The 13,599-nt window shown below is 68.9% G+C and carries 10 protein-coding genes; 7 read left to right on the plus strand and 3 right to left on the minus strand.

The annotated features are described in order from the left end of the window. The first annotated feature begins 137 nt into the window (after positions 1-137). Both BM113_RS10720 and BM113_RS10725 read left to right on the plus strand, forming a co-directional pair. The gene (locus BM113_RS10720; RefSeq protein WP_089787840.1) at positions 138-3,695 is read left to right on the plus strand and encodes a PAS domain S-box protein; all 3,558 of its coding nucleotides are present in this window, start codon (positions 138-140) and stop codon (positions 3,693-3,695) included. A gap of 48 nt (positions 3,696-3,743) precedes the next feature. After that, positions 3,744-4,226 carry a hypothetical protein gene (locus BM113_RS10725; protein ID WP_089787842.1) on the plus strand — a complete coding sequence of 161 codons (483 nt, stop codon included), beginning with the start codon at positions 3,744-3,746 and terminating at the stop codon, positions 4,224-4,226. Here the strand turns inward: BM113_RS10725 and BM113_RS10730 are convergent. Both BM113_RS10730 and BM113_RS10735 read right to left on the minus strand, forming a co-directional pair. Continuing rightward, positions 4,207-4,884, minus strand: a complete 678-nt coding sequence (locus tag BM113_RS10730) for an O-methyltransferase (protein WP_089787844.1) — start codon at positions 4,882-4,884, stop codon at positions 4,207-4,209. The genes BM113_RS10725 and BM113_RS10730 overlap by 20 nt on opposite strands. Positions 4,885-4,932: 48 nt before the next feature. Continuing rightward, positions 4,933-6,219, minus strand: coding sequence for a Zn-dependent hydrolase (locus BM113_RS10735; protein ID WP_089787846.1), 1,287 nt, complete (start codon positions 6,217-6,219; stop codon positions 4,933-4,935). Between the two features lie 113 nt (positions 6,220-6,332). On the opposite strand from BM113_RS10735, the gene BM113_RS10740 reads away from it, so the two are divergent. Next, positions 6,333-6,800, plus strand: a complete 468-nt coding sequence (locus tag BM113_RS10740; RefSeq protein WP_089787890.1) for a dCTP deaminase/dUTPase family protein — start codon at positions 6,333-6,335, stop codon at positions 6,798-6,800. A gap of 70 nt (positions 6,801-6,870) precedes the next feature. On the opposite strand, the gene BM113_RS10745 is transcribed toward BM113_RS10740, so the two are convergent. Beyond that, positions 6,871-7,224: a DUF7979 domain-containing protein gene (locus BM113_RS10745; protein WP_245758023.1), complete on the minus strand. Its 354-nt coding sequence runs from the start codon at positions 7,222-7,224 to the stop codon at positions 6,871-6,873. Between the two features lie 139 nt (positions 7,225-7,363). Between BM113_RS10745 and BM113_RS10750 the strand changes: the two genes are divergently transcribed. The 4 genes from BM113_RS10750 (at position 7,364) to leuS (ending at position 13,373) form a co-directional block, all read left to right on the plus strand. Next, positions 7,364-7,828 carry a universal stress protein gene (locus BM113_RS10750; RefSeq protein ID WP_089787850.1) on the plus strand — a complete coding sequence of 155 codons (465 nt, stop codon included), beginning with the start codon at positions 7,364-7,366 and terminating at the stop codon, positions 7,826-7,828. Positions 7,829-7,957: 129 nt separating this feature from the next. After that, a complete protein-coding gene (locus BM113_RS10755; RefSeq protein WP_007140634.1) occupies positions 7,958-8,935 on the plus strand; it encodes an ROK family protein in 978 nt (325 codons plus the stop codon). A 79-nt stretch (positions 8,936-9,014) separates the two neighbouring features. After that, a complete protein-coding gene (locus tag BM113_RS10760) occupies positions 9,015-10,517 on the plus strand; it encodes an LVIVD repeat-containing protein (protein WP_089787853.1) in 1,503 nt (500 codons plus the stop codon). A gap of 75 nt (positions 10,518-10,592) precedes the next feature. Then, on the plus strand, positions 10,593-13,373 hold the full coding sequence (leuS, locus tag BM113_RS10765; RefSeq protein WP_089787855.1) for a leucine--tRNA ligase: 2,781 nt from the start codon (positions 10,593-10,595) through the stop codon (positions 13,371-13,373). Positions 13,374-13,599: the final 226 nt, after the last annotated feature.

Below are 13,599 nucleotides of genomic sequence, written 5' to 3' on the forward strand. Positions count from 1 at the left end.
CCGGAACTGACTTACAGTAAACCGTATAAGGCCCCGCGAGCGTCGGCGCGCGACGAGAGGACAGCCGACGACGGCAAGCGGGATTTTCTCCCGTAACGAGCGGTGAACTTATCCGGCCAAGCGTCTTGGAACCGGCAATGAGCGATCGTGGCAACTCGAGCGAGCGACGGGTCCGGGTCGTCGGCGGGGAACCCCCATCCTGCCGGCAGTTCCGGACCCTCGTCGAGACCGTCGACGGCGGCGTCTTCCAGTTCGACGGCGACGGTCGCATCGTCGCGATCGACGACGATCTCGCCGAGTTGGTCGGACTCGATCCCGAAGCGAACGAGCAGGCGAAGCGAAACGGAAGCCGCGACCGATTGCTGGGCAATTCCGTCGCCGACCTGGCGGCGGACTCAGACCGCGAGCTTCTCGAGGCGGCACTGGCGGAGAAAGAGGGAGACGCGGACGGCGACGGCGACGGCGACGACGAGGACGGCATAACCGAACTCGAGATCACGATTCGGACCCGTCGCGACGACCCGATCCCGTGTACCCTCCGGCTGAACGACGGCCGGGAACCCCGATCGGACGGCGGCGCCGGCGAGACCGACGAGAGCCGCGGGTTCGGCATCGTCCGGCCGATGGTCCGAGACGACGACGCCGAGGCCGGGCCGACGGCATCCGCGGCGATCGATCCGATCATGGAGGCCCTCGAGACGGCGAACGTCGGCGCGTTCGTTCTCGACTCCGATTTCGACGTCGCCTGGCTCAACGAGGCGACGGAGCGGTACTTCGGCATCGAGCGGGGCGACGTCGTCGGGCGGAGCAAACGGGACCTCGTCGAGGGAGTGATCCGCGAACGCATCGCCGACGAGGACGCCGGGGAGTTCGTCGACACCGTTCTCGCGACGTACGACGACAACAGCAGCGTCGAACGCTTCGAATGCCGGGTGACCGGCGGGAGCGACGACGGGGTGCGCTGGCTCGAGCACCGGAGCAAACCGATCGAGAGCGGCCCCTACGAGGGTGGCCGGGTGGAACTCTACTACGACGTGACCGAGCAGCGCCGGCGCGCGTTGCAGTTGCGCCGGCTGAACGAGGCCGTCCGCGACTGGCTCGAGTGTGACACCTGGGACGAGGTCGCCGAACGGGCGTGTCGAAGCCTGCAGGACGTCCTCGGCCTCGAGATCAACGGCGTCTACCGGTACGACGAGGAGGGGGAGACGCTTCGACCGACCGCCAAGTCCGACCGCGCCGAGGAACTGTTCGACGACCTGCCCGCGTTCGACGCGGGCGATGGGGTCGCCTGGCGGGTCTTCGAAACCGGCGAACTCGAGCTTTACGAGGACGTCCGGGCCGCCCCGGACGTCTTCAACCCGGAGACGCCGATCCGCAGCGAGATCGTCCTCCCGATCGGAGACCACGGGGTGGTCATCGTCGGCTCCGAGCGTGCCGGCGCGTTCGGCGACGAGGAAGTCTCGCTTTCGAAGGTCGTCGCCTCGAGCCTCGAGGTGATCTTCGATCGACTCGGACACGAACGACGGCTGCAACGCGAGCAGGCCCAGACCGAGGAACTCCTGCGGACGGCACCGGTCGGGATCGCCGTCGAGGACGCCGACGGCGGGACGGTCCTCGCGAACCGCTACGCGACGGACTCGCTCGGCCTGCCGGCGGGAATGAGCTTCGAGGAGATAGCGACCGGGGACCGGGAGGTCTACGACGCCGAGGGCGATCCCCTCGAGGCGGCGGACGCACCGTCGGCTCGTGCCAGACGGTCCGGGGAACCGGTCGTCGGGGACGAACTCGTTCTGGAGGACGAGACGGGACGTCAGCGGTGGTTCTCCGTCAACGCGGCACCGGTCATCGACCCCGACGGCGCCGTCGAACGCGTCGTCATCGCCGCGGAGGAGGTCACCGAGCGCAAGCAACGTGAGCGCCGACTCGAGCGCCGGAAGAGCGAACTCGAGACCCAACTGAGCGAGATTCTGGGTCGCGTCTCGGACGCGTTCGTCGCCGTCGACAGCGACTGGCGGTTCACCCACGCCAACGAGCGGGCGGCCGAGATTCTCGGCCGCTCCGGGCAACCGGACGGCCTCCTCGGCGAGACCCTGTGGGAGCTGTACCCCGGGAAGACGGATCCCGTTCGGCGTCGGTTCCGCGACGCCATGCGGACCCAGCGGCCGGTCAGTTTCGAGCGGTACGTCGACGCGCTCGACTCGTGGCTCGAGTTCAACGTCTACCCCTCCGAGACCGGACTCTCGGTGTACTTCCGGAACGTCACCGAGCGCAAGGAACGGGAACGGGAACTCAGGCGATACGAGACGATCGTCGAGACCGTCGAGGACGGCATCTACGTGCTCGGTGGCGACGAGCGGTTCACCACTGTCAACGAGGCCTATACGGAGATCACCGGCTACGACCGCGAGGAACTGGTCGGCGCCCACGCCTCGCTGATCGTCAACGAGTCGGTCATGGAACATGCCAGGGAGGTAGCCGACGACGACGACGCGTCGACGATCGAGACCGAAATCGAGAGCGCGTCCGGCGACCCCGTCCCGGTCGAAGCGACGGTCACGAGCCTGCGCCGGATCGACGGCGAACGCGAGCGGATCGGCGTCGTCCGCGACGTCACCGAGCGCAAGGAACGCGAGCGGCAACTCGAGGCCAGCGAGCAGCGGTACCGGACCCTCGTACAGAACTTCCCCGAGGGGATCGTCGCCCTCTACGACGAGGACCTGGAGTATACGGCCGCCGGGGGCGGGCTGCTCGAGGCCGTCGGCACCGACCCGGAGAACGTGACCGGACAGACGGTCGCCGAGCGGTACTCCGAGGAACTCGTCGAGGAGATCGAACCCCACTTCCGAGCCGCTCTCGAGGGGGAAGAGCGCACCTTCGAGGTCGATTACCGCGGCCGGGAACTGTCCGCCCGGACGCTCCCGGTCCGGATCGGCGAGGAGGTCGACGCGGGCATGGTCGTCGCCCGGGACGTCACCGAACGCAACGAGTACCAGCGCAAGCTCGAGGAGTCGAACGAGCGGCTGGAGCAGTTCGCGTACGCGGCGTCGCACGACCTGCAGGAGCCGTTGCGGATGGTCTCGAGTTATCTGCAGTTGCTCGAGCGGCGGTACGGCGAGCACCTGGACGAGGACGGCGAGGAGTTCCTGGCGTACGCGATCGACGGGGCCGACCGGATGAAGGCGATGATCGACGGCCTGCTGGAGTACTCGCGGGTCGAGACCCGCGGAGAGCCGCTCGAGCCGATCGACCTCGAGGACGTCCTCGAGGACGTTCGGGACGACCTGACGGTGCAACTCGCCGAGTCGGACGCGGAGGTCGAAGTGGGGTCGCTCCCGCGCGTGCGCGGCGACGGCGATCAACTTCGGCAGGTGTTCCAGAACCTGCTGTCCAACGCCGTCGAGTACAGCGGCGACGAACCGCCGCGGATCGAGGTCACCGCGGCGGAAAACCCCGGCGAGGGGACCTGGACCGTCGCGGTCAGCGACGAGGGGGTCGGGATCGATCCCGATGACCAGGAGCGGATCTTCGAGGTGTTCCAGCGGCTCGAGGGTGCCGGGCGGGGGTCCGGCACCGGGATCGGACTGGCGCTGTGCAAGCGGATCGTCGAGCGCCACGGCGGCGAGATCGCCGTCGAGTCGGAACCCGGAGAGGGAACGACGTTCTACGTGACGCTCCCGGCGGCCGACGAGGTTTGATCCGACCAACAACTATATATCCGATCGCCTACACCTGCCGGCAAGGCGGTGCACGACGTGATCCACGCCACCACCAGTTCGGGCTCGGACTCGGAAACGGGTCGGCTCTCGATCGCCGCATCGTTCGCCTCCTTCGTCGTCGCGGGCGGCGCGACCGCCAGTACCGACGCGATCGTTCCGACGCTCGGAGCGACGGCGCTGGCGATTGGCGGCGTCTACCTGCTCGCGCTGTACGCGAAGGCCGTCTCGCGCCGAACCCTCGCCCAGCTGTCGGTCGCCCTCTGGGCAGGGTTCCTCGGTGTCGCCGGCCTCCACGCCGTCGGCCTCGAGACGGTCGGCGCGGCCGTCCCCGGGCCGACCGGGACGCTCGTCCTCTCGCTGACCGCGATCACGTGGGGGACCTTCCTGACGGCTTGCGGTTCGACCGCCTTCCTCGCCGCCCGGGAGTACGGTGCCTCGGCCGGAACGCAGGTCGACGCCGAAGAACAGGTTCTCGAGGGCGAGACCGGCACTACGCGACGCGGTAGCTGACCGCGATCCCCTCCCCCAGCGGCAGGAGGACGGTCTCGAACTCCGGATCTTCCCGCACCCGCGCCAGGTAGTCGGCGATCCCCCTGGTGTGTTCGTTGGCCTCGAGCGCGTCGGGATCGGCCTCCTCCTCGAGGATTTCTCGCAGTTTGTCGAACTCGATGATCCCGGCAGTCACGGCGTTGTCCGCGACGACGACGCCCCCCTGTGGGACCTTCGAGCGGACGGCCTCGAAGGCGTCCACGTACCGGTGTTTCTGGTGGTCGATCAACACGGCGTCGAACGGGCCGTCGTAGGTTTCGATCGTCTCGAGGGCATCTCCGAGTTCGTACCGGGCGAGGTCGTCGTAACCGCCCGCAGCCATGTACTCGCGGGCCATCTCGAGTTCGTCCTCGTCGACTTCGGTCAGAACGATCTCGCCGTCGTCGGGCAGGGCCTCGGCGAACCAGTACGCGGAGTAGCCGTAGCCAGAGCCGAACTCGAAGATCCGCTCGGCGTCGGTCAGCCGGGCGAGCAGGCGGAGGACGGCCCCGACCTCGGGACCGACGTGGGGGAACCCCTCGCGCCTGGCGAACTCGTCCATCTCGACGAGCGTCTCGTCCGGGTCCGGACCGACGGCCCGGGCGAACGCTTCGATCTCGTCGGCAAGTACGTCGACCATGTCCGACGGTACGCGGCCGGACACATCAAGTCCGGGGACGAATCGAGCCTACTCCCCGGCGAGACGTGCGATCGCCCCGGCGAGCACGCGCGTCGCGGTCGCACAGTCCTCCCAGTCGGTCCACTCCCGGGGTGTGTGCGAGAGCCCGTCCTCGGACGGCGCGAAGAGCATCCCGGCGTCGGTCACCCGCGAGACGTACATCGCGTCGTGGGCCGCGCCGGAGTGCAGCGACGTCGACTCGACGCCCGCGGCGTCGGCTCCCGCCGCTAACGCCCCCCGGCACCGCTCGCTCATCGGGGCCGGCTCCACCTCGAGTTCGACCTCGAGGTCGGTCTCGACGCCGCGGTCGGCCTCGAGGCGGGCGAGGCAGCGGCGGGCGCGCTCGAGGAGCCGGTCCATCGTCGCGGCCTCGACGTCCCGGACGTCGACGCCCAGTTCGACCGCGCCGGGGACGACGTTGGTCGCGTTCGGCCTGACGTGACTCTGGCCGACGGTGGCGACGGCGGTTCCGGACTCCATCGCGAACTCCCGCCCCGCCCGCTCTACGTCCAGGACGAACTCGCTTGCCGCCGCCAGCGCGTCCGTCCGATCAGCCATCGCCGTCGTCCCCGCGTGGTCGGCTTCCCCGACGAACCGCGCGGTCGCGTGGACGATGCCCGTGATCGTCGAGACGACGCCGACCGGAATCCCGCGCTCCTCGAGTCGCGTGTCCTGCTCGACGTGGAGTTCGAGGAAGGCGTCCCACTCGCCGGCCTCGAGCCGGCCCTCCCCGCGGTAGCCGATCTCAGCGAGCGCGTCCTCGAGAGTCGTCCCCTCGTCGTTCGTCGCCGCGAGCGCGTCCTCGACGGAGCGGTAGCCGGTCGCGACCGACGACCCGAGCATCCCGCCGCCGAACCGGGTTCCCTCCTCTTCGGTGAACGAGACGACGGCGACCGGCCGCGTGGGTTCGACGTCGCTTTCCTGCAGCGTCCGGACCGCCTCGATCGCGGCATAGACGCCCAGCGGGCCGTCGAAGATGCCGCCTTCGGGCACCGAGTCGAGGTGGCTCCCGGCCGCGACCGGCGCCGCGTCGGGGTCGGCCGAATCGGGGGTCCAGGTGCCGACGACGTTCCCCACGGCGTCGACCGAGACGCCGAGGCCCGCGTCCTCGAGGCGATCGACGAGGTAGTCTCGAGCCCGGCGGTTCGGCTCCGTACCGGTGAGGACCGTCCGGCCCCGCCCCTCCTCGGCGTCGATCGCGCCGAACTCCGCGTTTCGCTCGAGGTCGGAGCGGAGGCGCTCCGCGTCGACCGCGACCGTTTCATCGATCCCGTCCGCGTTTCGATCCGTACTCATACGCCCGGGTTCGCGCTCCCCCGGGATACCGTTTCGTCTCGCGGCAGCGCCGCCCCGTCGCGTCGGCGGGGACGGTACGTTTTTTGACGCTCGGCGTCGTCAGTTTCGACCGAATGTCCGCCGAACACGAACGCGAACACCCGCTGGTCGACGCCGTCGACAACCTGGTGTACGAACCCGTACAGGTCCACGAGCACGGGATCGACCTCACCGCGAGCGCGATCTACCGCGTCGCCGGTCCCGGCCGGATCGACTTCGGCGGCGACGAACTCGAGGACGCCGACCTCGAACCGGTCGAGACCACCCTCCGCGATCCGGACGACGAGTACGGGTGGTGGGACCTCGAGGGCGGCCAGTACGTCGTCCAGCACAACGAGTTCCTCACCGACGCGGAGGAGCCGCTGTGGCTCCAGCCCCGGAACGAACTGCTCGCTCGCGGCGGCTCGCACCCGTCGATGCAGGTGGTCTCGCACCTCCCGCTGATCCCGCTTACGGTCGCCGACGGCGGCCTCCGGCTCAAGGAGAACGCGCGGATCTCGACGCTGATGCCGCCCGGAACGGCTGCTGGGCCGTCGGAGTGAGGCCGGAGGACCGTCTCGAGAGCGTTCGATTCGCCGAACTCACCCGGTTTCAGTTTTCAGTTTTCACTTTTCACTTTTGACAGCCCTCCCCCGAATACGTCAGCAGGTAGTACGTCTCGCCGTCGCGAGTCACCGCGTAGAGGGTCGTCGTATCCCAGTAACGGAACTCCGGCGGTTCACTGCCCGGGTCGTCGGCCGTCGTCGAGTGGCTGCCGTTCTCGAGGGCTGCGTCGACCGCCCGCTTGGCTTCGTCGCTCAACTCCCCGTACCCGTAGGTCTCGTGCGGATCGCCGTAGCCGTCCGACGAGTCGACGACCTCGTGGGATAGCCGACAGTCCGCCGGCGGGTCCTCGTTTCCGGCACAGCCGGCCGTGGCGCCCGTGACGGCGGTGGCGGCGACGGCCAGCATGGATCGACGGTTCATACCGTCGATGCTCTCCGCGGGACCCAAGTCTCTTGTCCCGAGTGAAAGAGCGACGTGGGCGCGGTCGCCCTCGAGGGACGGAAACGGAATACTGCGCCGAACTGAACACTTATCCCCGCGGTGGTGGAAACATGTTAGCATGGCAATCGATACGGTGCTACTGGCCGTCGGGCCGATGGACACGGTCCGGGCCGAGGAACTCGCCGAGACCGTCCTCGAAATCGCGGACCCGCTCGGAGCACGGGTAGTGATCGGACACGCGTTCACCGCACAGGAGTACGAGGAGTTCCGCGAGGACTTGGGCCTCGAGGCCCGCCTCGAGGACGTCGATCCCGACGAGGTCGCCGCCGAACGCGCGCCGGTAAGCGACCTCGCGGACCGGTTCGCGGCGGCGGGCGTCGACTACGAGATCCGCGGCTCCGTCGGCGAGATCGGCGACGCCGTCGTCGACATGGCACGAGCGGTCGACGCCGACCGGATCGTCGTCGGCGGTCGACGCCGCTCGCCGGCGGAGAAGGCCGTCCTCGGGTCGGTCTCACAGGACATCATCCTCCAGGCCCCCTGTCCGGTGACGTACTTCCGGGATCTGGACGTAATGGAGTAATCCGGGCGGTCTGCCGCTCCAGGGGTCGACGGCGCGGACCCGGCCGCCCCGGTTCGGAGTGTGAAGAGTACTCGCCTCCGAGTCGTAATATGGGTAGTTAAGTACGCCGACGGTCGTTTCTAAGACAGGATGGTCTACTACGCCGGCGTCGACCTCGGCGCGACGAACCTGCGGGCGGCCGTCGCCGACGGCGACGGGACCACGATCGGTATCAGCCGTAACGCCACGCCACGCGGTCCGACGGGCATCGACGTGACTGAGGGCGTCCTGCGAACGCTCCGTGAGGCGTGTGGCGACGCCGGGATCGCTCCCGACGCGATCACTGCCGCGGGGATCGGCTCGATCGGTCCGTTCGACCTCGCGGAGGGCGCGGTGATCGACCCAGCCAACCTGCCGGACTCGATCGACCGCATCCCGCTTACGGGCCCGATCGAGAAACTGATCGACAGCGAGGAGGTCTACCTCCACAACGACACGACCGCCGGCGTCATCGGCGAGCGGTTTCACGCCGATCGCAACCCCGACGATATGGTCTACATCACGATCTCTTCGGGGATCGGCGCGGGGGTCTGCTGTGACGGCGAGATCCTCGACGGCTGGGACGGTAACGCGGGGGAGGTCGGCCACGCCATCGTCGACCCGCGCGGTCGGCTGACCTGTGGCTGCGGGCGCGACGGCCACTGGGAGGCCTACTGCTCGGGCAACGGTATCCCCGACTTCGTGCGGTTGCTGGCCGAGGACGACCCCACGATCGACACCGACCTCCCGCTCGAGGACCCCGACTTCACGGCGAAAGACGTCTTCGAGTTGGCCGGCGAGGACGACCTGGCCGACTACGCGATCGACCAACTTGCCCACTGGAACGCGATCGGCGTCACCAACGTGGTCCACTCGTTCGCGCCCCTTCTGGTCTCGTTCGGCGGCGCGGTCGCTTTGCACAACGAGGAACTCGTCGTCGACCGCATCCGCGAGCGCGTCTCCGAGATGGTGATGACCAACGTCCCCGAGATCCGCGTAACTGACCACGGGGACGACGTCGTCCTCGAGGGGGCGCTGGCCAGCGCGATGACCGAGGGGACGGGCGACCGGAAACGGCTCGCGGATTGACGACGCCTCCGATCCTGCCGGAAGACGGCGGCACGGATCGACCCGATGGTATTTTGCCATCCCCTCCGTGGTGGTTGGTATGCAACGGCGAACGGTCCTCCGGCGGAGCGGTGCCGCCGTCGCCTCCACCCTCTCTCTCCCCGTAGTCGGCACGCGATCCGCGCGAGCAACGGCAGGCTCGTCCCCGCGAGTTGGATCGGGTCAGGACGAATCCGGATACGAACCCCTCGGCCGCCTCGAGATCGAGGGGGCCGCCGAGGCGGTCGTCGGCGACGATGACGACGTCGCCTACCTGGCGACCACGACCGGTTTCGCGACGGTCGACGTGAGCGACCCGACCGCGCCGGAGCTTCTCTTTCTCGAGGACGACATCGAGGTCGACGGCGAACCGCTGCTGGAGATCCTCGACGTCGCGGTCGACGGCCAGCGGCTGGTGGTTCCCGGACCGGCGAACCGCACATCGGGCCGGCTATTCGAGGGGTTCTGTTGCTACGACGTCTCCGATCCCGCCGATCCCGAACTCGTCGCCGAGCCCTACGAGACCGGCTTCCACATCCACAACTGCTACCTCGAGGACGACGTCCTCTACGTCGTCGGGAACGATCCCTCGGACAACGTGCTGGTCGTCTACGACGTCGCCGACGGCGTCGAACGGATCGGCCGCTGGTCGCTGCTCGAGCACGAACCCGGCTGGGCCGACGTCGACTGGATCGCCCGCTACCTCCACGACGTCTCCGTTCACGACGACGTCGCGTATCTCGCCCACTGGAACCCGGGCACCTACCTGCTTGACGTGTCCGACCCCGCCGAGCCCGAGTACATCTCGCACGTCTCCGAGACGGACCTCGAGTCACAGCGCAGCGTCGAGAACCACCTCGAGATCCGTCAGGGCCTGCCTGGCAACGACCACTACGCGACGGTCGACGAGACGGGCGACCTGCTCGCCGTCGGCCGGGAGGCCTGGGCGACCGGCGGCGAGGAGCCCGACGGGCCGGGCGGGATCGACCTCTACGACGTCTCCGATCCCGAGGATCCCGTCAGCCGGGGGTCGATCGAGGCCCTCGCGGCGGCCGACGAGAGCTACGACGCCGGCCTGTGGACGACCGCCCACAACTTCGAGCTCCGGAACGACCGGCTCTACGCGGCCTGGTACCGCGGCGGCGTGACGATCCACGACGTCAGCGACCCAGACGACCCCGAGCGCCTCGCCGCGTGGCGCGATCCCCACGTCGCCGGGTTCTGGACCGCACGCGTCCTCGAGCCCGGCGAGACCTTCGTCGCGAGCAGTACGCAGGCGATCCCCAACGCGCCGATGGAGGGCGCGCTCTATACGTTCCCGATCGAGGCCGGCGAGCAGGCGGACCCGCCATCGCTGACCGATCCCGACGCGTTCGACCTCGAGGGCGTCGACAGGGACGACGGGAACGAGTCGGCGGCGGACGCTGACGACGGGGACGACGGGACGGTGGGGAACGCGGACGACTCGATCCCCGGATTCACCGGCCCGGGGGCCGGGTTCGGTCTCGCCAGCGTCGCCGGCGGCGCGGCCGCCCTCGAGTGGGTTCGACGCCGGCGACGGTGACGTGCTCCCGGGCAGGGGGAAGGGGCCGAACAATGATATGAGACGCCAACCCAGAGAGAGTAACGATCGAACGCAATGACAGGGTACGATCACGAGCAGGTGCAGGAGTTCTGGCAGTACGTCTGGGAACGGGAGGACGTGTACGAACTTGCCGACGACGCGACGGATCCGACCTACGTCCTCGGGATGTTCCCCTACACGTCGGGGACGCTCCACATGGGCCACGTCCGCAACTACGCGATCGCGGACGCGTACGCCCGCTATCGGCGGATGTGCGGCGACGACGTCCTCCACCCGATGGGGTGGGACGCGTTCGGCCTTCCCGCCGAGAACGCCGCCTACGAGCGGGCCAGCGACCCCGAATCCTGGACGCAGGCTTGCATCCGACGGATGCGCGAGGAACTCGAGACGCTGGGGTTCGGCTACGACTGGTCCCGAGAGATCACGACCTGCGAGCCGTCGTACTACCGGTGGAACCAGTGGCTGTTCAAACGCTTCCACGAGGCGGGGCTGGTCGAGTACGACGCCGCGACGGTCGACTGGTGTCCGGACTGCGAGACGGTGCTGGCCGACGCCCAGGTCGTCGAACGCGATGGGGAACGCGGGGCCGGCGACCGCGTCTGCTGGCGCTGCGAGACGCCCGTCGGCCGGCGGGAACTCGACCAGTGGTTCTTCACCATCACCGACTACGCCGACGAACTGGACGAAAGGCTGGACGACCTCGAGGGGTGGCCCGACGGCGTCCGGGAGATCCAGCGCAACTGGATCGGCCGCCGCGAGGGAGCCAGGATCTCCTTCGAGGTCGACCTCGACGGCGCGACGACGGCGGTCGACGTCTTCAGCGCCCGGCCCGAGACGATCCACGGCGCGACCTACCTCGCGGTTTCGCCGGGTCACGACCTGGCGCGGGCCCTCGCGGAGGAGGAGGACGAGGACGGGGACGGGGACGAGGACGAGGAGGTGCAGGCGTACGTCGACGAGGTACGGGACCGCGGGCCGGACGAGGTCGGCTACTCCGGCGTCGCGACCGACGCGAGGGCGATCAATCCCGTGACCGGCAAGTCCCTGCCCGTCTACGTCGCCGGCTACGTCCTCGAGGACGTCGGCACGGGCGCGGTGATGGGGGTGCCGGGCCACAACGAGCGCGACCACGCGTTCGCCCGCGAGCACGACATCCCGATCGAGCGGGTGATCGAACCCGTGGACGACGCGAACGACGCGGACGACGCGGACTACCAACTTCCCTACACCGACCACGGTACCCTGACCGAGAGCGGCGAATACACCGGTCTCGAGACCGAGGCCGCCCGCGAGCGACTGCTCGAGGACTACGACGCCCTCGAGGCCGACGTCACCTACCGGCTACGGGACTGGCTGATCTCCCGGCAGCGGTACTGGGGAACCCCGATCCCGGTCGTCCACTGTGACGACTGCGGTCCCGTCCTCGTGCCCGACGAGGACCTCCCCGTCGAACTCCCCGAGTTCGTCCGGACCACGGGCAACCCGCTCGAGGAACACGCCTCCTTCCGCGAGACGGAGTGTCCGGAGTGTGGCGGGCCCGCGCGCCGCGAGACCGACACGATGGACACCTTCGTCGACTCCTCGTGGTACTTCCTGCGATTCCTCTCGCCCGACCTCGAGGACGCTCCGTTCGACCCGGACCGGGCCGAGGAGTGGCTCCCGGTCGACGTCTACGTCGGCGGCGACGAACACGCGACGCTACACCTGCTGTACGCTCGGTTCTTCGCGAAGGCGCTGACCGACATCGGGCTGTTGGACTGTCGGGAGCCGTTCCGGGAACTCGAGAGCCAGGGGACGGTGCTGTACGAGGGCGAGAAGATGTCCAGTTCGAAGGGCAACGCCGTCGCACCCGAGGAGTACGGCGCGGAGACGACCCGGCTGTTCGTCCTCTCGGCGGCCCACCCCGAACAGGACTTCGAGTGGACCGCGAACGACGTCCGCGGGGCCTACGACCTCCAGCAGACGCTGTACGGGATGGTCACCTCGTTCGTCGAAGGCGAGTCCGGGCGGAGCGAGCGGCTCCCGCGGGACGAGTACGTCGACCGGGAGATCGACCGGACGATCGCGGCGACGACCGAGGAGTACGAGCGGTTCCGGTTCCACCGGGCCGCGACCGAGATTCAGGAACTCGCGGGCCTGTTGCGCCGCTACCGGGGGTTCGGTCGTCCCCACGAGGAGATCAACCGGCGCGGCCTGCTGACGCTGGCCGCGCTGATCGCCCCGATGGCCCCGCACCTCGGCGAGGAACTGTGGAACAAGCTCCGGGGCGACGGGCTGGTGGCCGAGGCCGACTGGCCGGACCCCGGCGAGTTTGCGGACGACACAGAGGGCACACACGCGCCCGACTACCGCCGCGAGCGCCGCCTCGTGGAGACCACCCTCGAGGACGTCAGGGACATCGTCGACGTCGCCGCGATCGACGACCCCGAACGGATCGACCTGATCGTCGCCGACGAGTGGAAGTACCGGACGATGGAGTTCCTCCGGGAAGGCGACGCGAACGCGGACAGCGACCGCCCCGGTGATGACCAGCGGTCGGCGGTCGAACGCGTCGCCGGCGCCCTCGAGAGCGATCCCGAACTCGACACGCCGACTCGCGAAGCTATCGCCCGGTTCCTCGAGCGAAGCGACGCGGCGGACGCTCGAGGCGAGTCCTCGTCGGGATCCGACTCCGGGGCGGCCGCTCTCGGCCCCGACCACGAGCACGCGCTGCTCGAGCGGGCAGCCTGGCTCGTCCGGGACGAATTCGACGCCGACGTGCGGGTGCGACGCGCCGACGACGGCGCGGCGGGCGGGAAGGCACGCCCGGGGAAACCCGCGATCCGGATCGACTGACGCCGGGGCGACTCGAGCGCGACTGTCCGCCCCGCCTCGTCCCGGCCCCGACCTTCGATCTCGAAGGAAAGCGGCGCCTAACGCGGCGGAACGGAGAACGACAAGGACAGCTTTATTCGACCGGATTCGAATGCTCTGTTGAATAGCGATCTAATCCGCCGATATCACTAGCTTAGAAGGATGAAGCCGAGGAATTCGATTCTGTCTATGGAAATCGATATCCTCG

It is taken from the genome of Natronobacterium haloterrestre, assembly GCF_900112205.1.
GTDB lineage: Archaea > Halobacteriota > Halobacteria > Halobacteriales > Natrialbaceae > Natronobacterium > Natronobacterium haloterrestre.